Origin of the sequence: Cellvibrio sp. QJXJ (genome assembly GCF_024452345.1) — a bacterium.
GTDB lineage: Bacteria > Pseudomonadota > Gammaproteobacteria > Pseudomonadales > Cellvibrionaceae > Cellvibrio.
This window is the reverse complement of the sequence record NZ_CP101662.1, coordinates 1,006,089-1,031,806: the sequence shown is the minus strand read 5'-3', so window position 1 is coordinate 1,031,806 and position 25,718 is coordinate 1,006,089. Positions and strand designations below refer to the sequence as shown.

Here is a 25,718-nt window from a genome sequence, read left to right as displayed (position 1 = left end):
TAACGGCGCTTGTGTTAACTACACTTTCCTCACTTTCTTCTACGAGTCATCTATTGTGATGCTGACGTCTGCACAAATGCTTGCTTTCCAGCGCGATGGTTATGTTGTTGTGCCGGCTTTTTCGAGTCCGGCGCTGTGTGAACAGATTGTGGCTTTCGCCAAAGACGAGCTTGCCAAACAGGCAATGCCCATCGAGTTTGAGGCGGATACTCGTTACCCGGGAGCACCTGAATCACGCACAGCCGAAGGAGGGGCAACGGCGCGTCGCTTGTTGATGGCCACCGAGCGCAGCCCGCAATTGTTAGCGTGGGCGACGGGTGAGCCGCTGAAAAGCCTGTTGATTCAATTGCTCGGGGAGGGCGTAACCCTGTCCCAAGCCCATCACAATTGCATCATGACCAAACAGCCAGCATTTTCGAGCACAACTGGTTGGCATCGCGATAGTCGTTACTGGCATTTTGCGCGCCCTGAGTTGGTGTCAGCTTGGTTGGCGCTGGGCAATGAACAGCCCGAAAACGGTTGTCTTTGGGTGATTCCCGGTTCACATCGGGTTGTTATCGATGTTAATCAGCTGGATCAATACCAGTTTCTCCGCACTGATTTAGCCGTGAACGAAGGGCTGTTGAGCGCAGCCTTACCCGTGCCCTTGGCGCAGGGCGATTTGTTGCTCTTCCACAGTAATTTATTTCACGCGGCTGGTCGCAACACGACTGGCATGACCAAGTTCTCCATGGTCTTTACTTACCGCTCTGCCGACAACCCGCCAAAAGCAGGCACTCGTTCCGCGCTGAAGCCAGAAATCCCCCTGGCGTAACTCTTTTTCATACCACCAACATTCATCACCAGTTGTGATTTCTTGATCGCAGCGATATGTAATTTATCGTCAAGCTGGCTTCACTGTGTGATCGCTAGAGCTTCAAGAAAAGTAAATTATTCCCATTTAAGAAACTTCAGTGTTAAAACCTCAATCGAAACCCAACGGGTTTAAGTTGCTCTATTCGTTACTGAGCTGGATGAAGGGGCATCGGGTAATAATAAAGAGGGTGATAATGAACCAGGTGATACATGAATAGCTTTTTGTGGCGGTTAGCGCATTGTCTGCTGCTGATGGTTTTTACGAATGCAGCGCATGCACAGTCTGATCGTGCTGCTACCGAGCAAGTCGCGGCGCAATTGGTGGCTTCGGTGGCAGCAGTGCAACCGGGAAGCGATTTTTATCTTGGCCTCAACCAACAAATTATTCCTCACTGGCATACCTATTGGGTGAACCCGGGCGATTCAGGTAATGCCACTACTATCGAATGGTCTTTACCTGAAGGCGCTACAGCGGGCGATATCCTTTGGCCTGCGCCAAGCCGCTTTTCGTTAGGCCCCATTACCAATTACGGCTACGAAGTCAATGTCACTTTACTTACCAAAATAACGGCGCCTGCGAATTTGCAATCGGGTGATACTTTTACCGCTGCCGCGGTAGTGGATTGGTTGGTCTGTGAAGAGGAATGTATTCCCCAGCAAGTGGAGCTTTCGCTCACGCTGCCAGTTGTTGGCGATTCAGCGTCAGTCGGGCAGGGCAGTCCTTACATTGAACAGGCGCTGGCGCAATTGCCGGTTGCCAGCCCTTACCTGCTTACTGCGACACAAACTCCCGTTGATGCGACCACTGGGCGTGCACAGCTCAGCCTGTCGCTCGCATTGCCCGCCCCGCAAATTCCCCAAGTAAAAGAACTCTGGTTTTATCCCTACGATTGGGGGCGAATTCAACAAAGCAGTCCGCAGTTAATGAAGGCTACAGCGCAAGGTCTAGAACTAACCATTGAAACAGGTGAGGCACCTTTGACGGCAGGCCAGTCCTTGAAGGGCGTTCTCGTTATTAAAGAGCGGGATTCTCTGAGTGAATCAGAACCGTCGTTGATAACTCGCGGTCTTGAGGTTGATGTCCCGCTAACCATCGCGAGTACCAATACGCCTGCTACCGCAGAAGTGTCGGGTGTGATTAACGCGCTACTGTTGGCTCTGATCGGTGGGGTGATTCTCAACCTAATGCCCTGTGTATTTCCCGTGTTATCGATAAAAGCGCTGTCACTGATCAGCCACGCCAACCAATCACCTACGCAGATACGTTTACACGGCGTTGCTTACACCTTGGGCGTTTTGGCAAGTTTTGCACTGTTGGCGTTGATACTCATTTTATTAAAAGCGGGTGGTGCGCAAATTGGTTGGGGTTTTCAGTTTCAATCGCCGTTATTTGTTGTTGCGGTTGCCTATTTGATGTTTGCGGTGGGTTTGAGTTTGTCAGGTGTTTTTTATATCGGCGGTTCGGCGGTGGGTGTGGGGTCTTCGCTGGCAGAAAAGCCCGGTTACGGCGGTAGCTTTTTTACCGGTGTATTGGCGACGATTGTTGCAACACCCTGTACTGCACCGTTTATGGCGGCAGCACTGGGTTATGCCTTGGCGCAACCCGCGTTAATCATCATGGCAGTATTTTTAAGTTTGGGGTTGGGTTTGGCCTTGCCCTATTTATTGCTCACCTGTTGGCCCAGATTACAGCGCTGGTTGCCACGCCCAGGTGCCTGGATGGAGCGCATGAAGCAGCTGCTGGCATTTCCCATGTATGCCGCTGCGATTTGGTTGGTGTGGGTGCTAGTGCAGCAAGCGGGAATAAATTCGCTCATCATTGCATTGGGTGGAATGTTGCTCATCGCACTCGCTGCTTGGATTTACAACGGTACTCGCTATGCCTCTATCCGCTGGAATTATGTGGGTAGTTTTGGCGCGCTGGTATTAATTGCGAGTGTAGTGGCGATCACTGTTGTGAGTATTAATACCTCGCGCGCGCAAGCGACTGTAGAAAATGCAGCCTCAACCCAACACTGGGAGGTATTTAGTGAAGCGCGGTTAAATGCATTGCTCGCCGAGGGCAAACCTGTCTTTGTTAATTTCACCGCTGCCTGGTGCATTAGTTGTTTGGTTAACGAAAGAGTCGCGCTGAGTGATGCAAATGTCATTGCTGCATTTGCGCGTGGTGAGATTACTTATTTGAAAGGCGACTGGACTAATCGAGATCCGGAAATTACGGCATTTCTAAAACGATTTAATCGCAGCGGTGTTCCGCTTTATCTTTTTTATCCAGCTGCCGCGTCAACACCGCAAGTATTGCCGCAAATATTAACGCCGGACATGGTGGTTAATGTGTTGGAAAAAACAGATTTTTAAAACTGTAAAAACGAGTGTGAGTTAGTTATTGCTAAGTAGTTGATTGCAAATGTTGGTAAGTAAATTAACTGAAATTAATAGGAGTTTTTTATGTTAACTATTCAAAGTGCAAAAACATTACTGACAAAAATGGTAGCGGCCAGTGTATTGTTTACTGTGGCGGCGGTGCCAGTCTGGGCGGAAGCTATTATCGATAAACCGGCACCGGCTTTTTCTGGCGCCGCTGCCGATGGTTCAACCATTAATCTTGCGGATTTAAAAGGCAAAACTGTGGTGCTGGAGTGGACCAATAACGAATGCCCCTATGTGAAAAAACACTATGATTTAAGTGGCAATATCCCGGCCTTACAAAAGGCGGCGACTGCAGACGGCGTGGTGTGGTTGCAAATTATTTCTTCTGCACCGGGCAAACAAGGCCATGTGGATGCAGCAACTGCGTTGAGTTTAAATGAGCAGCGTGGTGCGGTGCCGAGCAATGTAATTTTTGATGCCGATGGCACTATCGGCAAACTCTATAACGCGCAGACTACACCGCATATGTTTGTGATTAATGTGGAGGGCACACTGGTTTACAAAGGTGGAATTGACAGCATCAAATCCAATAAAGCGGAAGATATTCCCAAAGCTGTACCCTATGTGAAAGAAGCATTGGAAGCGGTAAAAGCGGGCAGCAAAGTACCTAATCCTAGCACTGCACCTTATGGTTGCTCTATTAAATACGCGAGTTAATTCGTTCAGGTTTGTATAAAACCTTTACTCTGCTACTCACTAGGGTCTTATTTCCCTAATGAGTAGTAGAGTATTTCTACCCAGCCCGTTTCAGGGTTATTCCTTGCCCCTCAATACTTCTCTGCTATCCTTTCCAATAACTGTGACATAAGTCATGGTTTGGCGATTTTTTGCGCAAGTTTTCCCGCTGGCTTGCAGGCGTTGTAAATGGATCAACTTGATCCCTTGGGGTTTACCGCGCTGTTTAAAATTTATACTTATCTAAGGAATATCCTAATGAAAAAAACGCTCTTGAGTATTGCATTGGTAAGCGCTTCATTGCCTTCAATTGCAGGTGAATTCCACGGCAGCTTTTCAGGTATGTCTGGTGCTGCCTATGCAACCGGTAACTACTCGGAAGGCGTATTGCTGAATCCAAGTTTGGGCGCCTCTTATAATCCAGAGAAAGATGATTTCGCGCTGTTGTTTAGCGTCGGTGCTTTGGGGTCAGATAAAGATGATCTGATTGATCAGGCTGATGAATTGGCTGATTTAGTCACTGAGATTCAAGCGACTGATAGTTTTACGATTGGCCAAGCTGAAGATTTAAAAAAACGTTTGCAGGATATTGATGGTGATACTGCTCAGGTTGCTCTGGGTGCAAATCTTGTCTTGTCAATTCCTACCGAATTGGTTTCTATGGCATTCATTATTAATTCAAAAGGGTATATCTCGGTAAACCCTGACGTTGCTGACTCTGATTTAGGTAGGATCGACAGCGCGATTGGTGGACGATTTGATCCGGAAGATGCTGAGGAAGGTTTGCAGTCCACAATAAACGGTCACGGTGCAATCGTTACTGATATAGGTGTTTCTTTTTCCAAAGCATTTTCTCTAGCTAATGGTAATCACTTATTAGTTGGGTTCAAACCGAAAAAAGTTGAAGTGGAAAGTATTATTTACACTTCTAATGTGGCCGACTTCGACGAAGATGATTTTGATGCAGATAAATATACTCGTAAAGAAGACTCAATGAATTATGACCTTGGCTTGACTTATATGGCCGGCAAGATGCGTTACGGATTGGTAGTTAATAATTTGCAAGACAAAACTTACAAAACCATTGACCCGGAAGAAACCATCTCCATTGAACGTCAAATGACCGGTGCTGTGGGTTATGTGAATGGCAACTTCAAAGCAGAAGTGGCGGCTGATTTAAACTCGGTACCCGCAATTGGTTTAGGTGGCGAGGTGCAGTTGATGCGTGTTGGCCTTGAATACAGCGCGTGGGATTGGTTACGTTTGCGGGCTGGTATTGAGCAGGATTCCAAAAATACGTTGGATGATACTTATTCATTTGGTGTAGGTGTAGGCGCACTTAACCTAGCTTATATTACCGGCTCGGAAGAAACTGAAGGTGCTGCGTTAAGTTTGGGTTTGCGTTTCTAATTTTCTTGGTGCAATAAAAAATCCCCGACAAGATTGCTTGTCGGGGATTTTTTTTAGGCTTCTGCAACAAACACTGCTCTGATTGGCGCTGGGTGGCCTTCAACCGTTAGTGCGGAGTTGTCAGGGTGTAAAAATTCGGGCAGTGAATGAAAGCGCATCCATTCTGTTGCGCGTTGTTCTTCGGTGGTGGTGGGGCAAATATCTACCACGCGCGGGTTTTGGTAACCCATTTTGCGCAACCAGGAAAGCATGGTGTCGCAGCTTGGTAAAAACCACACATTATTCATCATGCCGTAACGGCCTTCTGGCACCAGTACATCCCCCAAGCCACCTTCAATGACCAAGGTTTCCAGCACCAGTTGTCCGCCTGGGCGCAGGGTGTTTTTTAATTCCAATAAGTGATCCATTGGCGAGCGGCGATGATAAAAAACGCCCATGGAAAACACCGTATCAAACGCGTGCAATTTTTCCGGTAGTTCTTCAATTCCCAGTGGCAATACATCAACCGGATGATGAGCACCGGCAAAATGTTTGATCATATGAAATTGCACAATAAAGCGTGGTGATGGGTCTATGCCGATTACCCGCTTTGCGCCCGCACCCAGCATGCGCCAGCAGTGATAACCATTGCCGCAGCCAACATCCAGAATCAGGCGATCTTTGAGCGGTGCCAAATGCGGTAATACGCGATCCCATTTCCAATCGGAGCGCCATTCGGTATCGATATGGATATCGTGTACAAAGTAAGGGCCTTTGCGCCAGGGAATTAATTCCTGCAAAACCGATTTAATTGTTGCACGCGTGGTTTCGTCGCAATCATCGCTCGCACCAATGCGCACCGCATCCATCAATTTAATGTGCTCGCTGGGTACGGCGGGTAATTTAGCCAATGAGGCTTTCCAGCCAGCTAAATCACCGTAGCGTTTTTCACTGAGACCGGCGGCAATTTGCTCTGGTAGTATTTTGGCCCAATCAGCCAGCGCGGTATCTTCCAGTGCGTGAAGTAAATAGTCGTAATTAATCTGGGTCACTACAAAGCCTTGAGTTATTTAATCGCAATCAGCGACGCAAAATTAAAACATTGAAACCAAACATCCACACTGGAAAATCCCGCCAAGCGCAAACGCTGACGATGTGCATCCAGTGTTTCCGGAATTAAATAATTTTCAATCGCCGCACGTTTTTGCGCAATTTCCAAATCACTATAACCGTTGGCGCGTTTGAAATTATGGTGTAGTTCAGTCATAAGTTGTTGATGCGGTTCATCATCAAACGCGACTTTTTCCGAGAGGATTAATACGCCGCCTGAGTTTAGCCCGGAACAAATTGCGCTAAGGGTCTGCAATCGTTCTTCCACCGCAATAAATTGCAAGGTGAAATTCAGTACTGCCATGGAGGCGTTGGTGATTTTTACATCGCCAATTGAAGCTTCAATTAATTCTACGGGTACTTCGCCACTATCAGCCGCAATTACCTGTTGGCAGCGCGCAATCATTGCGGCTGAATTATCAACGCCAATAATTTTGCAATTAGCCGCTTGAATGCGATGGCGCATGGCGAGGGTGGCCGCGCCTAAGGAGCAGCCCAGATCGTAGCAATGGCTATCGGCTTGTGCGTAGCGTTCAGCGAGATTGCCAATCATGTTAATGATGGTGGCGTAACCGGGAACCGAACGTTTGATCATGTCGGGAAAGACATCCACTACGCGCTCATCAAATGCAAAACGGCTGACTTCGGCCAGCGGGTTGGCGTAAATCGTATCTGGATTGGTCTTGGGCGAGTGGTCGCTGTTGTGTGTCATATCAACTGCTTGACGAAGAAATGGGCAGGTTGCTGCCGGGGCGGGCATTGTAGCGCTCAACGTCGGGGACAACAAATTTGACGATTCATAAAACTGTCATCTTTTGGCGCGATTATTCTGGTTAGTACCCCTACCTTCGTCCGCTGTAAAGTTGTCGCCCTATGCATCTGCAGAACTCTGTTGTTAATTCATCCTTTCTGCACAAGGAATTGCGTCGCTTGATTGAGTTCAAGCTGCTAACCCCCGTATTCCAGCCAATTATGGCGGTGGAAAACCCGCGCATTATTGGTTATGAGGCGCTGATTCGCGGCCCGGAAGACAGCCCCCTGCACAAGCCCGATAGCCTGTTTGCCGTAGCACGCGAGTCGCGTTTACTCGCGGTACTTGAATTCGCCTGCCGTGAGGTTTCCTGCGAGCGTTTTGCAGAGCTGAATCTACCCGGCAAGCTGTTTTTGAATATGAGCCCAATCAGCTTTACCGATAGCCAGTATCGGGATGGTGTGACCCGGGAAATTTTGCAAAGGGTAGGGCTCAGCGCCGAGCGCTTGGTGTTTGAGTTAACCGAAAGCCAGCCGCTGGATGAGTTGGATTTACTCTGCGCCGCGTCGGATCATTTTCAGCGACAGGGTTTTGCGGTCGCGCTGGACGATTTGGGCGCGGGCTATGCCGGTCTGCGGGTGTGGAGTGAACTGTGCCCGGACTATGTGAAAATTGATCGCCATTTTATTTCAGGCATTGATAAAGACCCGGTTAAGCGCGAATTTGTGCGCGCTATTCTCGATATCGCTCACCGTATGGGGCACAAAGCGATTGCTGAAGGCATAGAAACCGCGGCGGAATTCACCACCCTGATTACTATGGGTGTGGACTACGCCCAAGGTTATTTTATTGCCTACCCCTTGGCCGAACCGGCAGTGGAATTGCCCCTGCAATTGGTGCAGCTGTCGGGCGCCTCTGCGCATCGCTATCAGGATCATTTCACCCGTCGCGTCAGCGAAATTGTGGTGAATTGCACTGCGGTAGCTCCTTCAATGACTGCGGAAACACTGGTGAAAATGTTTCGTGCTGATGTGCGTTTAACCTGCGTGCCGGTAGTAGATCAAGGGCGACCATTAGGTATGGTCAGTCGCGCGGAAATTTTAAATGTATTCTCGCGGCGTTTTGCCCATGAATTGTATGCGCACAAACCGATCAGTGAATTTATCAGCCCACTGTCAATTATGGTGGATATCACTACTGATTTAAAAACCGTTGGCCAGTTAATCAGCGAAGATCCGCAACAAAATTTAAGTGTCGATTTTATCGTCAGTGAAAATAATCAATACATGGGAGTCGGTAAGGTGCGCGATTTGCTGCGCTCGATTACCGAAGAAAAACTGCGCGCGGCGCGGCATAGCAATCCACTCACCCAATTGCCCGGCAATGTCCCCCTGTATGAATGGGTGGATCATTTGCTGCTGCACAAAAAAACTTTTGTGGTGGCCTATTGCGACATCAACCATTTCAAACCGTTTAATGATGCCTTTGGTTACAGTGCGGGCGACGAAGTTATTGTCAACCTCGGGCGGATTCTTTGTGCGGCAGTGGACAATCAGCAGGATTTTGTCGGACATGTTGGTGGCGATGATTTTATTTTGGTGTTTTGCGGCTCCAATTGGCAGCAGCGCTGCGAGCAGATATTGGCAAATTTTAGCCAGATGAGTGCAGCATTAATGCCGCCCGAAACAACAGATTATTGGAGTACCGATCGCCAGGGGCGCCGGCAAAAATTCGGTGCCTTGACCTTGGCGATTGGTGCGGTAGAGCCGGATCTGGATTACTGCAAAACCCATCACCACATATCGCAGCTGCTGGCGGATGCCAAACAAAGTGCAAAGCAAGAGGGCGGTAACAACTTGTTTTTATCGCGCCGCCGCCAACCATCACTGGTTCATAATGTGTAAATTCAGTGATTGAATAGCCATTTATGTCCTAGCGGTAGGGGAATCCTGAGCTATCCTTAGCTTGATTTCTTTGCGGAGGTGGACTAATGGCCGATCTTGGCTTTTACAAGATGCATGCCCTGATTATCGATGATTTTGAGAATTTTCGCGGCACGCTGTACAAAATGTTGATGGATTTAGGCATAGGGAATGTGGACTCGGCTGCATCTGGTGAAGAGGCGCTGCGTTATTGCAAGGCACGTAATTACGATTTAATTCTCTGTGATAACAATCTGGGCAAGGGAAAAAGTGGTCAGCAAGTTTTGGAAGAGCTGCGCTCGACCGATAACCCTTGTGCAGAAAGTTTGTTTATTCTGGTATCGGCTGAATCCAGCAAAAGCATCATTATGGCGGCTTACGATTACGAGCCTGACGCCTACCTTGCCAAGCCCATCACTCCCAAGGCACTCGACCAACGGTTAAATCGCTTGTTTGAGCAGCGCAGTGAGCTAAAGGAAGTTCTGGCTGCCCAAAAAGCCGGCGATGATGCCCTGGCAATAAAGCTATGTAACGATTTGGTCGCCCAAGGCAGCCGTTACACGAATAGTTGTCAGAAAATTTTAGGCCAGCTTTATCTCAAACAAAATAATCTTCCTGCCGCTGAAGAGTTGTATCGAACCGTATTGGATAATCGCGAATTGGAGTGGGCGCAGCTGGGTATGGTAAAAACCCGCTTGGCGCAAAAGGATCTGCTCGGTGCGCAGCAGTGGTTGGAAAATATTTTGCAATCCAACCCTCTGTGTATGAAGGCATACGATTTAAAAGCTGAATTATTCAAGTTGCAAAATAATACTGAAGGGTTGCAAGAGGTGTTGCAGAAAGCAACAGACCTATCACCTCTGTCTATTTTGCGCCAGCAAGAGCTCGGCGCTGTCGCCCAGCAAAATAATGATTTACTCACTGCCGCCAATGCGCTCAAGCGAGCGGTAAAACTGGGTGAACATTCCTGTTTCGATAAAGCAGATGTACATTCCCTGTTCGCCCAATCCACTATCGATTTATTTTCTATCGACAAAGAGCTGGCCAAACCACTGGTTCGGGATGCAGTTGCTTGCGCGGTTAATATGGAAGATAAATTTGGCAAAAACAATTTGCGTAAAGCGGAATCCTTGTTGTTGGAGAGTCAGCTACAAGTTTGTGCCGGTGATCAACGCCGCGCACAGGATGCTCTGGTAAGCGCACAATCAGCATTAGGCAGTAGTAAAGATGAAAGTGCCTTGCCAGTGCAAATAGAAATGGTGCGTGCGCTGCGGTTGCTAGGGCGTACCAATGAGGCACAAGAGTGTCTTGCCGAGCTGTTGCACCGCTATGCGGCTAATGAACAGCAGCTACAAAAACTGGATGTCTTGTTGGATGAGCCTCGCAGTGAAAAAAATAAACTGATGGTGGCTGAGATCAACAAAAAAGGCATCGCACACTATAACGCTAAAGATTTTGCTGCAGCAGCAGATGCGTTTAAAACAGCGCTGCAAAAATTACCCAACCATGTTGGGTTGCGTTTAAATTATGTGCAGGCATTAATCGATAAATTAAAAACCGGTTTTGATGTTTCACTGAGCGAAAAAATTCAGCAAACTTTTACCAAAACCACGGCAATTATTTCCCAGCAGCATCCGCAATTTCAACGCTACCGACAGTTGAATGATGTTTACAATAGCCTTGTTCGGGCCCACGAAAAACAGCAGCGAGGTTGAGTATGGAGCCTAGATCAACACCACAGCATTCGGATCAAGATTACGATCAGATGCCCATTGATTTTTCATTCGTACTCGCATCCAGTGTGCATGATATGAAAAATTCATTGGGAATGTTGTTAAACACGCTCTCTGCGATGGTGGAGGCTTCGCCGCCTAAGGATGCACAGCAAGCTAAATTATTTTCCACTCTGGAGTATGAGGCGGCGCGTATTAACGGCGAGTTAGTGCAGCTTTTGTCACTGTATAAAATGGACGAAAAAACCCTTGCGATCTTAATTGACGAGCATCATGTGATCGATATCATCGAAGAGCAAATCGCGCGCAATTATGCGCTATTAACCTCGCGTGATATTGGTGTTGAAGTCGATTGCGACAGCGACCTGGCGTGGTACTTTGACAGTGAATTGTTAGGCGGCGTGTTGAATAATCTGGTGGTCAATTGTGCGCGTTATTGCCGTGAGCGCTTGCTGATTAGTGCGAGTGAAGATAATGGTTATTTGTGTATCAGTGTGGCGGATGACGGCCAGGGATACCCGGAGACTATGTTGTTAGGGCCTGCTCCCCAGGCATCGGTGTCTTTCAATTCCGGCAATACCCGTTTAGGTTTGTTATTTGCGCGTAAAGTATTATCGCTGCACAAATCCAAGCGCGGGCAGGGCTATATGACGATTGAAAACGGCGGGCCACTCGGTGGCGGTGTACTGAAGCTGCACCTTCCTTAATCTTCTTTTTTATTCATTTGCTACTGCAGTTGTTGAACGGTTGAAATCAATATAAGCCTGCTGCATTATCAATACCCATTCCGGTCTTGTTTTCAGGTTAATTTTTATGCTCAAAATCCGCTTTAAAGACAATAAATACAATGCGGTATGGTTGGTAGAACCCAAAATTACAATCGGTCGCTCGGCGACCAACGCGCTGGTAATTGATGACCCGCTGGTTAGTGACGTACATATGGAAGTGTTGGTAGACAACGAGCACCTTACGTTGCGCAACCTCGTTCCTACTCATGCGGTGATTGTGAATGGGCAAAAAATCACTGGTGCATGTGAGTTGAAGCCTGGCGACAACATCAGTATTGGTGCTGTCGAGCTTGTTGTAATAGATCCCAAACGCGAGGCTCGTTTGTCTACAGAGGCGCCTGTTGCTAGTGTTCAAGCAGTGTTGACCAAAACAACGGGTTGGTCATTAAAGGCAAACCACACCGCACTGGCCAATCGTGTGTTTCCACTGAAGGATGTCACAACTATCGGCCGCTCCAATGAGTGCGATATCAGCTTGCCCGCGGCACATTTGTCGCGCCGTCATGCCCAGTTACAGGTTATTGATGGCATGTTGTTCGTAAAAGATTTGGATTCTGCCAATGGAACATTCCTTAACGGCAAACGCGTGGCGGAAGCAAGAGTCAAGCGCGGCGATGAATTGCGGTTTGATGCCTTGAGCTTTGGGGTCATGGGGCCAGCCGATGATATGGCCAAAACCACGGTGCGAAAGGCTGTGCCACTTGAGCCAACAAATTCGCCCGCCGCCAGCACTGCGCGTAAGCCGTCCCCTGCTGCGCGACCTGCGGTCGCAACCCGTGCTTCCTCGGTGAGCCGCTCGGCAGCCGCCGCGCCCGCCAAACCTGTTGCAGAAGAGGCTAACAAAGGTAAGTTCGGGCTAATTTTGCTGGCTGTTTTGGCGATTGTGGTTATAACAACCTTGATCTTAACGCGTAAATAAGTCTTTAAGTTTTGCAGATACAGGTCGATAACCTGTGATGCTACAGACCGATGCAGCACATAGGTGAATTTATGACTATCTCCTCGCTCAACAACACTTCATTAAATGGCACCTTGCCCAATACCCTTTCCGGTAGTGGAACCAATGCCAAGCCAGCCAACATTAGCTCTGTGAATCCGCAGAACCTGGATGCACTCCCGGCTGCAGATGCCAAAGTAATGACGCTGGAGGAAAAGCGCCAGACTGCGCTGCAGGTGGTCAACAAAACCCTATCGATGGCCTATGAAAAACTGGCTTCGCGCGGGCAGGTGGTAAGTGATGAGTACGCCGCCTTCGAACCGCTAACAGCCGAAAAAGTGGCCAACAATATTCTCGGTTTTATCGAACGTCGGTTGCAGATGGATGCAGCCGATGGCGCCACACAAGAACAGCTGCAAGCGCGTTTGGAAGCCGGGCTGTCGGGCTTCAAAAAGGGCTTCGCAGAAGCCAGTGAAAAACTGGAAGCGTTGAGCCTTTTATCCCCCGAAATTAAAACCGATATAGATAAAACCTACGATTTGGTGCTGGAAGGTATTGATGAGTTGCGAGCCAAATTCATAGAGGCGGCCACAGCTCCATCAGCCGAGCCTGAAAAATCCACCTCTGGTGCCAAAGAGCAGCTTACTTCAGCCGCTACTGGCAAGGCGCCAGTCACCCTGGATGTGCCCGAATTTGTTCCAGCACCTAGCTCGTACCTTGGTTATGCCAACTATGAATATGGTCGCGCACGGGAGTTCAGCTTTGAGTTAACCACCAAAGAGGGTGATAAAGTCACTATCACGGCTGCCTCCAGCGAGGGTTTGGCGATAGAGGCAGGGCGGGCTGGTCGTGGTAACTCATCGGTAACTGCCATCAACGCCAGTTACAGCGCAAGTCAGTCATTTTCACTGAGTATTGAAGGCGACTTGAGTGAAGCGGAACTGGTGGCAATCAATGATTTGCTTGGGCGGGTAAATGATTTGGCTGGTCAATTCTTTGCCGGTGATTTGGATGGCGCTTTTACTCAAGCAATGAACCTGGGATATGACTCTGAACAAATCGGTAGTTTTGCGCTGAACCTTGCTCAGGCTGAAATCGCATACGAAGTATTTGAGCCTGCGCGCGCTTCTGATAATGGCAATAAATTGGGCCTAAATCGCGAATCCTTGTTGCCCCTTGGCAACTTTATTCGCGATTTACTCGATAGCCTGGATCGTGCATCAGTATTCCCCGAGCCTGCGGGACTACTGACCAATATGGCTGAAAAGATAACCGGTGAAACTGAGCAGGATCAGGTTCAGGGGCGTCGGTTTAGTGAGTTTATGAAAGAAATTTTGGCCCTGGAGTTGCGTTAATTCAGCAGGCATTTGCAAGTGAGACGCTGGTAAACTGCACTTTTTGTGCGGATGCCAGCTATGAAGCCTATCTATCTTTACTCCACCCCCGGTTGTCACCTCTGTGAGTTGGCGCGGGAGGTGGTTGAACCTCTGTTAAATAACTACTCACTGGTGCTCGAAGAGATTGATATCGCCCAGTCTGATGAACTCATTGAGCGTTACGGTGTAAAAATTCCTGTCTTAAAATCCCCCTCTCATATCGATGAGCTCTGTTGGCCGTTCGATACAGCCCAGGCCGCCGCCTTTCTGGTTCGCAATAGTATTTAATGGCAGGGGGTTCGAAAAATTATTGCAGTTGCGTATGTAGCTGAATTTGTGAATTGGATTCGTTATTTTTAATTGGCACTTATACCAAGTGTATTCATTGTTTCCGCTACCCAGCGCAATGCATCGATATAAATTTCCGCCAGAATTTCCGGATTAATCCCCATTTCATCCAGTTGATCCCAATCAATATCTTGCCAGCGCCCTTGTTCATGCATTTGCACTATGGCTAGAACCTTACCTTCGGGGCCTGAGTGTTTGAGCATCGCTTGGTTCAGTTGTTCGCTCAGGGATAAATTGCGCAATAACTCTTCCAACGGTGTATCTAAAAATGCGTCTAGCGTTGAAAGCAAGCCCACGGTGAAATAAGAGTCCGGGCGCGAGCGCTGATTAATTTTGGTTGCGATCATTTCGCACATACGTGCACGGGTGAGGGCGGTAATACTCAATTCATGTGGTTTGCCGCTGAGGTTTGAGAGCGCCAGTAAATTAACCCAATTCCTGAGTTTATTGAGCCCCAAGAGCATAATTGCCTGACGCAGTGATTCCACATTACGCGATAAACCAAAAGCGGCGGAATTCACCAGGCGCAGTAGTTTAAAACTTAAGAGCGTGTCGCGCGCGATCATCCGCTCTATTTTATCGATTGGTGCATTGGGGTCGTGCAGTGCTGATAACAATTGCAATACGGATTGTTTATTTTCAGAAATTTTTCGTCCGGTGATAACACGGGGTTTTGCTAAAAAATATCCTTGAAAAAGGTCAAACCCCAATGCTTTGCACTTTTCATACATCTCGTAGGTTTCTACCTTTTCCGCGATTAAGGTGATGCCTAGGGATTTCAAGTGGCTGACATGAGCCAAGAGTTTTTCCGCTGACAATGCAAGTACATCCAGTTTGATTATATCTGCATAGGGAACCAGCCCCTCAGTGTCACTGCTTAACTCAAAGTCATCCAGGGCAATAGTGTAACCCTGCTCGTGCAATTGTTTCAGGGAGAACAGCATTGCCGCATCGACCTGCTGTCCTTCTAATACTTCGATAACTAATTTTTGCCGGCTAAAGGGCGGGGGCGAGTTGAGTAGGGCGCGGGTGAAATTAACAAATGCTTTGTGCGTACCGACCACTTCATCAATCGATAGCTCAGTGAATGCATTTAACAGCACTTGTGAGCTGGCCGCATCGCCATCGCTGGTGGCAATAAATTTTAAATCGCTATTGCGACACAATAATTCATAGGCAACAACTTTCATGTTGCCATCAAAAATTGGTTGGCGCGCAAGCAGCGGTATGGTTTCGGTCATAGTATGAAGTGACTGGATGCTAGTTGTTGTTAAAGTGAGGCTTCCGAACGTCCTGTTTGCTTCGTATTGAAGTGTAACTTGAAAAGAATATCTTACAATATGTGTTTGTTATAGCGCTTTCTTGCGGCATTCGGTTATTTCGGGTTTGGCAGGTATTTTTGGCTATACTGCAAAGGTATTCGCACTTAAAAATGCGCAGTGTATTTACTGCAGCCGTATTCTCGCGGCTCAACTGGTTTGGTTATAGGGTAGCAACATGTCTAAGTTACTGGATTCCATCGATCAGCGTACTCGTTTGGTGGGCGAGAATCGTTTGGAATTGTTAATGTTTCGCTTGGGCGGGCGTCAACTTTTTGCTATCAACGTGTTTAAGGTGCAGGAGGTTGTCAAAATTCCCAAGTTGCGCCCCGTACCTCACAGTCATCCCCATATTCGCGGTGTTGCGCATTTGCGAGGGCAGGCGGTGCCTGTAATTGATTTACGGGCGGCGATTGGCATGAGTCCGCTTAAAGATTTGGAAAACGCCAACTTAATTGTTGCGGAATATAATCGTTCCGTGCAGGCTTTTTTGATTGGTGAAGTTGATCGTATTGTTAACCTGAATTGGGAGTTGATATTGCCGCCCCCCAAAGGCACAGGGCGCGGTCATTTTTTAACGGCAATCACACGCATTGAAGATCAGTTAGTTGAAATACTGGATGTTGAACGTGTACTTGCCGACATTATTCCCTACAACACCCGGGTTTCAGCGGACATATTGGATTCGGATTTAGCGCAAGAGGCTCGTAAGCGTAAATTGAAAGTACTCTTGGCCGAAGATTCACCCACCGCCGTAAAACAAGTTGTGGAGACCTTGGGAAATATTGGTATTGAAGTGCTTTCGGTACAAGATGGTTTGCAGGCGTTGAACTTATTGCGGCAGTGGTCAGCGGCCGGGCGCAAGGTAACAGATGAAATTCTTATGTTAGTGACCGATGCAGAAATGCCCGAAATGGATGGTTACAGGCTAACGGCTGAAGTGCGAAAAGACCCAGCGCTACGCGATTTGTATGTGGTGCTACACACGTCGCTTAGCGGTAGTTTTAATAAAGCAATGGTTGAAAAAGTGGGCTGCAATGACTTTTTATCCAAATTTCAGCCGGACGAACTTGCTGCCGTAGTGCAAAAGCGATTGCGCGTATTTTTAAGTCAAGCGTCACATTAATTTTTTTTGATTTAATAAAAAAGCCGCCGGTTAAGTTAATTGGCGGCTTTCTTTTTGCGCGTATACATTTTCAAGTGAAAGTCGTTTCTCTCACAGCACCTAGAGTGTGCGATTGGCTTCTTCCGCTGTTACAAACTTTGTTTCTTGCCCAAGACGGTACGCATATATCACTGAAAACGACAGAATATTTTGCACATAGCCACGTGTTTCCTTAAAAGGAATAGTTTCAATCCATACGTCATAGGGTAATTGTGCATTTTTTTCTTTGTTCATCCACTGGCGCACGCGTGAAGGCCCTGCGTTATAGGCTGCTGCCGCAAGAATGCGATTGCCATCAAATACGCCCAGTAAATAATCGAGATAGCGACTGCCCAAGGCGATATTTTTATCTGGTTTTATTAAATCTTGCGCATTAAAACTCATTCCACTTTTCTGCGCGGTTTGTTTTGCTGTGGACGGCAGTAATTGCATGAGTCCAACTGCACCAGCGGGTGATTTAGCATCATGCATAAATGCACTTTCCTGGCGGGCGACAGCAAAAATCAGCAATGGATTGACCGAGGTTTGTTTGGCAGCTTTAGTGACATGATCCTGATAGACAATCGGGAAGCGTACTTGTAATTCATCCCAGAGTTGCGCCTCGGCCATAACTTGAATGCCGTGACGGTGCCAACCCCAACGCTCTGCCAGGCGCCCTGCAATTGCTGCTTGTTCCGGCTTCATGCGTCGCGCGCTGTAAAAAAATTCGCGCGTTGCGGCTGAGAGGTTACCTCGATCTAAAAATTCACGAGCGCGCAACATGCCCTGGCTATTTTCGACGGCGCGTACTTGTTCGTCGCTAACCACAACCGGGCGGTCAAGGAGGTGGTAGTTAATGCCGGTTTTATCTGCTGCCAGGAACCCATAAAAACTGCGTGCCGGTGCCACGGTATTGTAAATCGCCATGGGTGTTTCACCGTTAATTTCCTTAATCCCTAACTCTTCCATAGTGCGAGCCTGCCAGTAGCGCCAGCGTTCGGTAGCGGGTGCGTCTTCAGGCAGGCGCGTTAACCATTCATTTACTTGCTCCCAATTTTGCTTACGCAAAGATTCGCGCAATAACCATTCGAGCAAATCGATACTGTTTAAATTAGGTGTGGAGGCAACTAATTTTTCAGCTTCTGCGTCATGATCCTGATAGAGCAAGCGCAGTGCAATCTGGTATTTGATTGCGTTGCGGTCGTCGTCGCTGAACAATTGTTGTGCATCATAAATTCGCCACAAACTGAGCGCCTCTTTGGCATTAGTGCGCGCCAGTTTTTCTAAACCGTGCAGGATTACGGTTTTCATTTGCGGTGATTGTTTGGCAAATTTGGATGTTTGTTTTAACAAGCGTGGGTTTGTGTTGACTTGTTGCAACAGTAATGCGAGCGGTTTTTCGGTGGCGGGTAACAAGTTGCTCAAATAACTGGCCATGCCATTGTTGCCAGCCTTGAGCACCTTGAGGTGACGCTGCCAGATTAGCTCTGGCGTCATGCGTCCTGCTTTGCGCCATTCAGCAAAGACTGGATCGCAGGCTTTGGATTGGGCTTTTTCAATATTCCAAAGTGCGCCAACTTCATCCAGTGCAGTTTTATCACCGGTTGCCAAGCGCGCGCGTAGATTGAGACAGGCGAGTTCCGGGTCGGTCAAACGCGCGTCGTAAAATTGGCGATAGTCCGTCCAGCGCTCGCGTTGTGCCAGTGTTCGCAGCCAGCGATGCGTCAGACGTTCGGCCAAAAATGAATCCGGGTAGCGGTTAAAAAATCTTTCCACTTCTGTTTTCGGGAGGGTGATCAGGCGCTCGCTTAGGTCCTGGTATTCAAGGTAGGGAACCAGTGGATAATTCTGCAGCTTTTTAACCAGTTGCCGATACTCGGCCATGCTTTTTGAATTCAGTGCTTTTTGCGCGCGATCGTATTGCTGGCGTTCGACTAGGCGGGCATCGGATTTACCGGTTTGTTTGGTTGTGGCAGGAGTGGCGGCGGATGCGGTGCTGGCGATGCTCAGGGTCATACTGCCGATCAATACGCTGGCACTCAATGACAGCGGCCAAAGTATTTTCGAAAACCTCATGGGGAACCTCAAATTTTTGTCTTGCCAATTATTCTCGTGCGACGGTCCGCGAGTGCAGGTGGCGGGTTGGTAATGTGTGCCTGCTGGGATATGATGCGGCTCCTTTGAGAATAACAGCCCACCGGTGCTTCTGCCAGTATCATTTTTGTTATAAAACTACCTGAATTATTCCTTCTATGTCTTTGATTAAAATTGAAAAAGCGGGGCTAAGTTATGGCCTGCAAGTATTGCTTGATGGTGTTGATCTGACCATCGAACGCGGCCAGCGTTTGTGTCTGATTGGGCGTAACGGCACTGGTAAATCCAGTCTCTTGAAAGTGATTGCCGGCGAGGTGGATCTGGACAAGGGAGAGGTTGTCAGGCAAACCGGAATTCGTGTTGCGCGCCTGGAGCAGGATCTGCCCGAGGCGGATGATCGCTTGGTGTTTGATGCTGTTGCGGCGGGTGCTCAAGGCGTTGGTGAGTTGCTGGCGGAATACCGCTTTATTTCCCACTCAGCCGAGATTAGCGATGCGCAACTGGAGCGCATGACTCAATTACAGCAAAAAATTGAAGCCAATGACGGGTGGTTGCTACAGCAGAAAGTCGAGGAAATTATCTCCCGCCTGGACTTGCCAGCAGATCGTTATATGCGTGAGCTATCGGGTGGTTGGCGTCGCCGTGTCGCGTTGGCGCGTGCGCTAGTATTGGATCCGGATGTACTTTTGCTGGATGAACCCACTAACCATCTGGATATTGCTGCAATTGAATGGCTGGAAAAACAATTACTGAATTTTAATGGTGCGCTGGTTTTTATCACCCATGACCGCTCGCTTTTACAGGCTTTGGCAACGCACATTGCTGAATTGGATCGCGGTCACTTGCGCTATTGGGAAGGTGATTACACCAGCTTTTTGGTGTATCGCGAACAGGCGTTGGCCGATGAAGCCCGTCATAATGAATTGTTTGATAAAAAATTGGCGCAGGAAGAGGTGTGGATTCGTCAGGGCATTAAAGCGCGCCGCACCCGCAACGAAGGCCGTGTTCGAGCCTTGAAAGCATTGCGTGAAACTAGGTCGGAGCGCCGTGAAGTTGTCGGTAAAGCCAACTTTACTCTCGCCAGCAGTGGTGACTCAGGCAAGTTGGTCGCAGACTTGGTGGATGTTTCCTATTCCTACGGTGACAAAGTCATAGTAAAAAACTTCTCCACTCGTATTATGCGCGGCGACCGTATCGGTTTAGTGGGAGCCAACGGGGCGGGTAAAAGTACCTTGCTCAAGCTGATTTTGGGTGAGTTGGAGCCGCAATCCGGTAGCGTTAAGTTGGGCACGAATCTGCAAATTGCCTATTTTGACCAGCTGCGCGATCAACTTGATCTCAATAAAAATGCCGTTGATAACATTGCTCAAGGGCGTGAATTTATCGATATCGATGGCAAATCCAAACATATTTTCTCCTACCTGAGTGACTTCTTATTCAGCGGTGAACGCGCACGCACGCCGCTGCGTGCACTCTCCGGTGGCGAGCGCAACCGGGTATTGCTGGCTAAATTATTTAGTAAATCGGCAAACTTGTTGGTATTGGATGAACCGACCAATGATCTCGATGTAGAAACGTTGGAATTGTTGGAGGATATCCTCACCGAATACCCTGGCACCTTATTGTTGGTCAGCCATGACCGGGCATTTTTGAACAATATTGTGAGCAGTGTCATTGCATTTGAAGGGCGCGGAAATGTGCTCGAATACATTGGTGGTTATGACGACTGGATACGTCAGGGTGGAAAATGGACGCAAGCTGATGAATTGCCGGCCGCAGCGTCGCCAGCTCCCGTGATAGTCGAGCAGAAGCCTGCCGTATCGAGTGAAGTGGTGAAGGCACCTGCGAAAATAAAAAAGCTCAGCTACAAATTTCAAAAAGAATTTGATGAGTTGCCACAAAAAATCGAACATTTGGAAAGCAGTGTGGAAGCCTTGGCTGCGATTACCAGTGCATCAGATTTCTATAGCCAACCTGCTGCAGTGGTTGAACAGAAGTTGCAAGAACTGGCAACGGCACAGAAGCAGTTGGATGATTGTTTTGAGCGCTGGGCAGAGCTTGAAGATATGCAGCAAGAGTAGGATTGCTCTCGCTGCATTGTTTTCGTTCCAGGTAATAGTGTTATTTAGGAATCGCTGGTTTGTTTTTTGACGAGCACGGCCAGAACATCGCAGGTCGCACCGTGTAAAACACTATTAGGGGTAGAACCAAGTAAGAGTGAAAACCCTTTGCGGCCGTGACTGCCCACCACAATTAAGTCAGCTGATTCCTGTTCCGCTAAATAATGTAGCTCGGCAGCAGGTTGGCCGACTAACACATGGCGCTGCTGGATAGGGTAGGGGCTGGATGCGGCCAATTGCGCTAAATCAGCCTCCGCTTTCTGTACTTGTTGTTCTTGCACGCCGCTTAAATCGACCGGCATATCACCGCCGTAAGCAAATGCAATAGGCTCAAGCACATGGGCAATAGTCAGTTTTGCATTACAGGTGTTGGCTATCCCCGCTGCGCGTCGAATCACGGCGGGGCAATCTTCGGAAAGATCGACACCGATAATAATATGCTTGTAGCTAATTGTTTCTGTCATGATTCCTGCCCCCTATGAATACTGTTACTGTTAAGAGTTTAGTTCGCTCTGGCGAAAATTGCGCCCTTTGATCGCACAAGGATTTATATGAACCTCTGGTTTTTTGTTCTGTTGGTTGTAACTATTGCGCTGGTGCTGGGGCCAATTTCCATGTTGCGTCCGAATCCGGCGCAAAAACGCAAAGAGCAGCTACGGATGCAAGCAAGCGCTCAAGGTGTACGGTTTGGTATGCGACGTTTGCCCGCACGCAAAACAGACATGGAGCAACCCCCGGTACTCCCCGTTTATTTTTTACCGCCGCCAACTACCATGCAGTCAATCGATGATTGGGTCTTGATGCGCACAGAATACGAGCATGAAGGGAATTTCTATAAAGAGTGGGATTGGCAAGGTAATGCTCGCCCGATACCGCAAGTAAGTGAGCAATTAACATCAATATTGTCGACGTTGCCACATTCGGTGCCAGCTATAGCTCAGGGAAAATCAGGAACCTGTATTTTTTGGCGGGAAACAGAGGGTGAGGAGGTTTTAATTGCTGTGATAGCAGCATTGCGTAACCTGGATGCGCTTATTCGCGAGGCTAAATCATAACGCTTGATTTTGTCGGGTCGCGCAAATCCTTGCTAAGACTGTCGCGGCCGCCATCGACCAATTCCCCCAACTCTTTGATCATCTTTAAGCGGCGTGGATCCTGGTGCATGGATTCCATCAGTAAATATTGTGCCTTGCGGTAAAACGCCTGCGCAGAAAAGCGGTCACTAATCGCCATGGATTTATCCCCTTGTCCTATGTAGGACATCACCGCGACCATCAAGTGTGCCCAGCGCAACTCCCCCAGATATGTGCTTAGTTCAGCTTCATTAATTACCCCTTGGGCGGCAAGTTGGGTGATCAATTGCATTGCGTCGTTTAAGTGGAGCTGGGTTTTGGCAATTTGTGCATCACTTTCGCGTTGATAGCTAATTGATTGGCGGTTAGTGCCGCTCAGTAACTCTTCCGAGTGCGCCTCTGTTTTTTGAATTGCAAGTTCCAAAAGCTCGGGGTTTTTCTCTTCCAACGCCAGCATTTGCTGTTGCAAACTCGCGATCATGTCGTTGATGTGTTTGGTGATCATGCGGTTAGGAAGTGTTTCTGCGAGGCAGTTCACCACTTCGGTCAACTCTTCAGCGCGGATGCGCAATCGGCGTTGTTGTAGCCTCCGTTCCCGTTGCCGAAGTTGGATGCGGTTGACCACGCTGACCGCTACAAGCGCCAGAATCATCAAAACAAAAAGAACTGCGATTAAAGTCATGCGGATATCTGCGGTGTAAAAGTCAGGGATTGTATTGGCTGTTATGGTTATGCAATAACTAAAAATAAAACATTTTAAAAACAATAAGTTAACTGTATTTATAGAGCTTTTTTTCAGCGCGGGATAGGGTTTCCTATGCAGCGGTAAAAATACCTCGCCTAATGTCACTCACGGAAATTATAACTTGACCCCTTGCGGCGCAGGTCTTATATATGCGCACCTTCAAGCTAATTTAGCTGTCCCGATCGGCGATACTGCAATCTTTTGGCACATAATTCAACTGTTTGCACAGCCTTCCTTTAATAGAGAATTTTCTGACCATTATGGGCAAATCCTTAGTTATCGTTGAGTCGCCAGCAAAGGCGAAAACCATTAATAAGTATCTGGGTAACGATTTTATTGTTAAGTCCAGTATTGGTCATATTCGCGATTTGCCTACCAGCGGCGGTGCCAAACCCGTGGATGCCAAAGAGCGTGCAAAACAGGCCGCAGCAACACGCAAAATGTCTGCTGAAGATAAGGCAACCTATCAAGCCAAAAAAAGCAAAAGCCAGCTTATCAATCGAATGGGCATTGACCCGGAGAATAACTGGGAAGCTACCTACGAGATTCTGCCCGGCAAAGAAAAAGTAGTGGAGGAGCTGAAAAAGCTCGCCGAAAAAGCCGACATGGTCTACCTCGCAACCGACTTGGATAGAGAGGGGGAGGCCATCGCCTGGCATTTGCGTGAGGCAATTGGTGGTGATGAATCACGCTATCGCCGTGTAGTATTTAATGAAATTACAAAAACCGCGATTCAAAATGCTTTTAAAACCCCAGGGCCAATTGATCAAAATCGGGTGGATGCCCAGCAGGCCCGCCGGTTTTTAGATCGCGTAGTGGGATATATGGTTTCCCCTCTGCTGTGGGAAAAGGTTGCCCGCGGGTTGTCGGCAGGGCGCGTGCAGTCGGTTGCGGTGCGTTTAGTTGTTGAGCGCGAACGCGAGATTCGTGCATTTATTCCAGAGGAATACTGGACGCTGTTTGCCGATCTACAGGCCGATAAAAACCAACAAGCCAGCTTCGAAGTCAAAAAATTTGGCGATGACGCGTTCAAACCTGTGAATGAACTTCAGGCAATGACGGCTGTTGCCGCCCTGCAAGGTGCTAGTTACAAGGTACTCAGCCGCGAGGACAAACCGACACAATCCAAGCCCTCCGCACCGTTTATCACCTCCACACTCCAGCAAGCGGCCAGTACCCGCTTGGGCTTTGGGGTGAAAAAAACCATGATGATGGCCCAGCGTTTGTACGAGGCAGGCTATATCACTTATATGCGTACTGACTCTACCAATCTGAGTAAAGAAGCGGTTGAGTCCTGCCGCGAATACATTCTTGAAAATTTTGGCAAACGTTATTTGCCTGAAGCGCCGGTGCTCTACTCAAGTAAAGACGGTGCACAGGAAGCGCATGAGGCGATTCGTCCTTCCAGTGTTGGTGTTATGCCAAATCAGTTGAGTGGTATGGAGCGCGACGCAGAGCGCTTGTATGGTTTGATTTGGCAGCAATTTGTTGCCTGTCAAATGACCCCGGCGGAGTACACCAGTACGAGTGTGGTAGTCACGGCAGGTGAATATGAGTTGCGTACTCGCGGACGGGTAATTCGCTTTGATGGGTATACCAAGGTGAGCCCACAGGTTGCCAAAAAAGATGAAGATGTTGTCTTACCTGATATGAAAGTCGGTCAGGTATTACCGTTGATCAAGTTGAATCCCCAGCAGCACTTTACCAAGCCTGCAGCGCGCTATACCGAAGCCAGTTTGGTGAAAGAATTGGAAAAGCGCGCTATTGGTCGTCCATCAACTTACGCGTCAATCATTTCTACTATTCAAGAGCGCGGTTATGTACGCCAGGAAAATCGTCGGTTTTACGCCGAAAAAATGGGCGATATAGTCACGGAACGATTGGTCGAAAGTTTTGATGATCTTATGGATTACGGTTTTACCGCTAACATGGAAGACTCTCTCGATGTAGTGGCGCAAGGTGGCAAAAACTGGCGCCAATTACTTAATGAGTTTTATGCTGGGTTTAGTAAAAAACTTGCGCTTGCATCCGGTGCCGATAAAGGTATGCGCGCTAATGATCCTACTGAAACCGATATTCCGTGCAGTCTCTGTGGTCGCCATATGCAGATTCGTACCGGTAGTACGGGTGTATTCCTTGGTTGCTCTGGTTATGCGTTACCACCCAAAGAGCGCTGCAAAAACACCATGAATTTGGTGTCTGGTGATGAAGTTATTGATGCCGATGCGGATGAAGAGGCCGAATCTCGTCAGTTGCGCGCCAAGCATCGCTGCAAGTTGTGTAATTCGGCGATGGATTCCTATCTGCTGGATGAACATCGTAAGTTACATATTTGCGGCAATAACCCGGATTGTGCGGGTTACGAAGTGGAGCAAGGTAGCTATCGACTGAAGGGATATGAAGGCCCTACGCTTGAATGCGACAAGTGCGGTAGCGAAATGCAGCTGAAGACTGGGCGTTTTGGCAAGTACTTCGGCTGTACTAATGGCGAGTGCAAAAATACTCGCAAGTTGTTGAAAAGTGGGGAAGCTGCACCACCAAAAGTGGATCCGATTGTCATGCCTGAGTTGCGCTGCGAGAAAGTTGATGATCACTATGTGCTGCGTGACGGTGCTGCTGGCTTATTTTTGGCGGCGAGCCAGTTCCCCAAAAACCGTGAAACACGTGCGCCCTTGGTTGAGGAGCTTCTCCCTTATAAGGATCGCATAGATCCCAAGTATCATTTCTTGTTATCAGCTCCAGTTGCTGATCCTGATGGCAATAAGGCAATTATTCGTTTTAGCCGCAAAACTAAAGAACAATATGTACAAACTGAAGTAAATGGAAAGGCAACAGGCTGGAAGGCATTTTTTGCCAATGGCAAATGGCAAGTTCAGAAGTGAGTCAGGGCTTGTGGTAATTGAGGGTAG

At 48.2% G+C, this 25,718-nt stretch carries 20 protein-coding genes; 14 read left to right on the top strand and 6 right to left on the bottom strand.

The window, feature by feature from the left end:
- Window positions 1–58: 58 nt before the first annotated feature.
- The 4 genes from NNX04_RS04385 to traF all read left to right on the top strand — a co-directional run bounded on the left by NNX04_RS04385 (window position 59) and on the right by traF (window position 5,370).
- The gene (locus tag NNX04_RS04385) at window positions 59–814 is read left to right on the top strand and encodes a phytanoyl-CoA dioxygenase family protein (RefSeq protein ID WP_261948390.1); all 756 of its coding nucleotides are present in this window, start codon (window positions 59–61) and stop codon (window positions 812–814) included.
- Between the two features lie 251 nt (window positions 815–1,065).
- A complete protein-coding gene (locus NNX04_RS04380; RefSeq protein ID WP_261947641.1) occupies window positions 1,066–3,213 on the top strand; it encodes a protein-disulfide reductase DsbD family protein in 2,148 nt (715 codons plus the stop codon).
- 90 nt (window positions 3,214–3,303) lie between these two features.
- Complete coding sequence (locus NNX04_RS04375; RefSeq protein WP_261947640.1) at window positions 3,304–3,942, top strand: redoxin domain-containing protein; 639 nt, start codon at window positions 3,304–3,306, stop codon at window positions 3,940–3,942.
- Window positions 3,943–4,218: 276 nt separating this feature from the next.
- Window positions 4,219–5,370, top strand: a complete 1,152-nt coding sequence (gene traF / locus NNX04_RS04370; protein ID WP_261947639.1) for a conjugal transfer protein TraF — start codon at window positions 4,219–4,221, stop codon at window positions 5,368–5,370.
- A 53-nt stretch (window positions 5,371–5,423) separates the two neighbouring features.
- Here traF and cmoB read toward each other — a convergent pair whose 3' ends face one another.
- Both cmoB and cmoA read right to left on the bottom strand, forming a co-directional pair.
- On the bottom strand, window positions 5,424–6,392 hold the full coding sequence (cmoB, locus tag NNX04_RS04365; protein WP_261948389.1) for a tRNA 5-methoxyuridine(34)/uridine 5-oxyacetic acid(34) synthase CmoB: 969 nt from the start codon (window positions 6,390–6,392) through the stop codon (window positions 5,424–5,426).
- A 23-nt stretch (window positions 6,393–6,415) separates the two neighbouring features.
- Entirely contained in the window at window positions 6,416–7,171 is a 756-nt protein-coding gene (cmoA, locus tag NNX04_RS04360; RefSeq protein WP_261947638.1) for a carboxy-S-adenosyl-L-methionine synthase CmoA, read from the bottom strand.
- A 161-nt stretch (window positions 7,172–7,332) separates the two neighbouring features.
- Between cmoA and NNX04_RS04355 the strand changes: the two genes are divergently transcribed.
- The 6 genes from NNX04_RS04355 (at window position 7,333) to NNX04_RS04330 (ending at window position 14,254) form a co-directional block, all read left to right on the top strand.
- Window positions 7,333–9,114 carry a bifunctional diguanylate cyclase/phosphodiesterase gene (locus NNX04_RS04355; RefSeq protein WP_151057599.1) on the top strand — a complete coding sequence of 594 codons (1,782 nt, stop codon included), beginning with the start codon at window positions 7,333–7,335 and terminating at the stop codon, window positions 9,112–9,114.
- Between the two features lie 86 nt (window positions 9,115–9,200).
- A complete protein-coding gene (locus NNX04_RS04350; RefSeq protein WP_261947637.1) occupies window positions 9,201–10,847 on the top strand; it encodes a tetratricopeptide repeat-containing response regulator in 1,647 nt (548 codons plus the stop codon).
- Between the two features lie 2 nt (window positions 10,848–10,849).
- Window positions 10,850–11,572, top strand: coding sequence for a sensor histidine kinase (locus NNX04_RS04345; protein ID WP_261947636.1), 723 nt, complete (start codon window positions 10,850–10,852; stop codon window positions 11,570–11,572).
- A gap of 106 nt (window positions 11,573–11,678) precedes the next feature.
- Window positions 11,679–12,572 (top strand): FHA domain-containing protein, encoded by an 894-nt coding sequence (locus tag NNX04_RS04340; protein ID WP_261947635.1) that lies wholly within the window; start codon window positions 11,679–11,681, stop codon window positions 12,570–12,572.
- Between the two features lie 71 nt (window positions 12,573–12,643).
- Window positions 12,644–13,945 (top strand): DUF5610 domain-containing protein, encoded by a 1,302-nt coding sequence (locus tag NNX04_RS04335; RefSeq protein WP_261947634.1) that lies wholly within the window; start codon window positions 12,644–12,646, stop codon window positions 13,943–13,945.
- Window positions 13,946–14,005: 60 nt separating this feature from the next.
- Complete coding sequence (locus tag NNX04_RS04330) at window positions 14,006–14,254, top strand: glutaredoxin family protein (RefSeq protein ID WP_151057605.1); 249 nt, start codon at window positions 14,006–14,008, stop codon at window positions 14,252–14,254.
- A gap of 68 nt (window positions 14,255–14,322) precedes the next feature.
- Here NNX04_RS04330 and NNX04_RS04325 read toward each other — a convergent pair whose 3' ends face one another.
- Window positions 14,323–15,555 carry an EAL and HDOD domain-containing protein gene (locus NNX04_RS04325; protein ID WP_261947633.1) on the bottom strand — a complete coding sequence of 411 codons (1,233 nt, stop codon included), beginning with the start codon at window positions 15,553–15,555 and terminating at the stop codon, window positions 14,323–14,325.
- 256 nt (window positions 15,556–15,811) lie between these two features.
- On the opposite strand from NNX04_RS04325, the gene NNX04_RS04320 reads away from it, so the two are divergent.
- Window positions 15,812–16,759 (top strand): chemotaxis protein CheV, encoded by a 948-nt coding sequence (locus tag NNX04_RS04320; protein WP_261947632.1) that lies wholly within the window; start codon window positions 15,812–15,814, stop codon window positions 16,757–16,759.
- 99 nt (window positions 16,760–16,858) lie between these two features.
- On the opposite strand, the gene NNX04_RS04315 is transcribed toward NNX04_RS04320, so the two are convergent.
- A complete protein-coding gene (locus NNX04_RS04315; RefSeq protein WP_261947631.1) occupies window positions 16,859–18,853 on the bottom strand; it encodes a transglycosylase SLT domain-containing protein in 1,995 nt (664 codons plus the stop codon).
- Between the two features lie 176 nt (window positions 18,854–19,029).
- On the opposite strand from NNX04_RS04315, the gene NNX04_RS04310 reads away from it, so the two are divergent.
- Window positions 19,030–20,952: an ATP-binding cassette domain-containing protein gene (locus NNX04_RS04310; RefSeq protein WP_261947630.1), complete on the top strand. Its 1,923-nt coding sequence runs from the start codon at window positions 19,030–19,032 to the stop codon at window positions 20,950–20,952.
- 44 nt (window positions 20,953–20,996) lie between these two features.
- On the opposite strand, the gene NNX04_RS04305 is transcribed toward NNX04_RS04310, so the two are convergent.
- Window positions 20,997–21,455, bottom strand: coding sequence for a universal stress protein (locus tag NNX04_RS04305; RefSeq protein ID WP_151057611.1), 459 nt, complete (start codon window positions 21,453–21,455; stop codon window positions 20,997–20,999).
- A gap of 87 nt (window positions 21,456–21,542) precedes the next feature.
- Between NNX04_RS04305 and NNX04_RS04300 the strand changes: the two genes are divergently transcribed.
- The gene (locus NNX04_RS04300; protein ID WP_261947629.1) at window positions 21,543–22,046 is read left to right on the top strand and encodes a hypothetical protein; all 504 of its coding nucleotides are present in this window, start codon (window positions 21,543–21,545) and stop codon (window positions 22,044–22,046) included.
- Here NNX04_RS04300 and NNX04_RS04295 read toward each other — a convergent pair.
- A complete protein-coding gene (locus tag NNX04_RS04295; protein ID WP_157152507.1) occupies window positions 22,036–22,746 on the bottom strand; it encodes a hypothetical protein in 711 nt (236 codons plus the stop codon). The two genes, NNX04_RS04300 and NNX04_RS04295, sit on opposite strands and share 11 nt — an antisense overlap.
- Before the next feature lie 323 nt (window positions 22,747–23,069).
- Between NNX04_RS04295 and topA the strand changes: the two genes are divergently transcribed.
- Window positions 23,070–25,691, top strand: coding sequence for a type I DNA topoisomerase (topA, locus tag NNX04_RS04290; RefSeq protein WP_007641057.1), 2,622 nt, complete (start codon window positions 23,070–23,072; stop codon window positions 25,689–25,691).
- The last annotated feature ends 27 nt before the right edge of the window (window positions 25,692–25,718 follow it).

What these genes read in the sequence shown, in the direction of transcription:
- NNX04_RS04375 (WP_261947640.1), top strand. Translation starts at nt 3,304, where the DNA reads ATGTTAACTATTCAAAGTGCAAAAACATTACTGACAAAAATGGTAGCG.
- NNX04_RS04320 (WP_261947632.1), top strand. Translation starts at nt 15,812, where the DNA reads ATGTCTAAGTTACTGGATTCCATCGATCAGCGTACTCGTTTGGTGGGC.
- NNX04_RS04380 (WP_261947641.1), top strand. Translation starts at nt 1,066, where the DNA reads ATGAATAGCTTTTTGTGGCGGTTAGCGCATTGTCTGCTGCTGATGGTT.
- traF (WP_261947639.1), top strand. Translation starts at nt 4,219, where the DNA reads ATGAAAAAAACGCTCTTGAGTATTGCATTGGTAAGCGCTTCATTGCCT.
- NNX04_RS04300 (WP_261947629.1), top strand. Translation starts at nt 21,543, where the DNA reads ATGAACCTCTGGTTTTTTGTTCTGTTGGTTGTAACTATTGCGCTGGTG.
- NNX04_RS04325 (WP_261947633.1), bottom strand. Translation starts at nt 15,555, where the DNA reads ATGACCGAAACCATACCGCTGCTTGCGCGCCAACCAATTTTTGATGGC.
- NNX04_RS04385 (WP_261948390.1), top strand. Translation starts at nt 59, where the DNA reads ATGCTGACGTCTGCACAAATGCTTGCTTTCCAGCGCGATGGTTATGTT.
- NNX04_RS04350 (WP_261947637.1), top strand. Translation starts at nt 9,201, where the DNA reads ATGGCCGATCTTGGCTTTTACAAGATGCATGCCCTGATTATCGATGAT.
- NNX04_RS04340 (WP_261947635.1), top strand. Translation starts at nt 11,679, where the DNA reads ATGCTCAAAATCCGCTTTAAAGACAATAAATACAATGCGGTATGGTTG.
- NNX04_RS04335 (WP_261947634.1), top strand. Translation starts at nt 12,644, where the DNA reads ATGACTATCTCCTCGCTCAACAACACTTCATTAAATGGCACCTTGCCC.
- NNX04_RS04295 (WP_157152507.1), bottom strand. Translation starts at nt 22,746, where the DNA reads ATGACTTTAATCGCAGTTCTTTTTGTTTTGATGATTCTGGCGCTTGTA.
- topA (WP_007641057.1), top strand. Translation starts at nt 23,070, where the DNA reads ATGGGCAAATCCTTAGTTATCGTTGAGTCGCCAGCAAAGGCGAAAACC.
- cmoA (WP_261947638.1), bottom strand. Translation starts at nt 7,171, where the DNA reads ATGACACACAACAGCGACCACTCGCCCAAGACCAATCCAGATACGATT.
- NNX04_RS04310 (WP_261947630.1), top strand. Translation starts at nt 19,030, where the DNA reads ATGTCTTTGATTAAAATTGAAAAAGCGGGGCTAAGTTATGGCCTGCAA.
- NNX04_RS04345 (WP_261947636.1), top strand. Translation starts at nt 10,850, where the DNA reads ATGGAGCCTAGATCAACACCACAGCATTCGGATCAAGATTACGATCAG.
- NNX04_RS04330 (WP_151057605.1), top strand. Translation starts at nt 14,006, where the DNA reads ATGAAGCCTATCTATCTTTACTCCACCCCCGGTTGTCACCTCTGTGAG.
- NNX04_RS04315 (WP_261947631.1), bottom strand. Translation starts at nt 18,853, where the DNA reads ATGAGGTTTTCGAAAATACTTTGGCCGCTGTCATTGAGTGCCAGCGTA.
- NNX04_RS04355 (WP_151057599.1), top strand. Translation starts at nt 7,333, where the DNA reads ATGCATCTGCAGAACTCTGTTGTTAATTCATCCTTTCTGCACAAGGAA.
- NNX04_RS04305 (WP_151057611.1), bottom strand. Translation starts at nt 21,455, where the DNA reads ATGACAGAAACAATTAGCTACAAGCATATTATTATCGGTGTCGATCTT.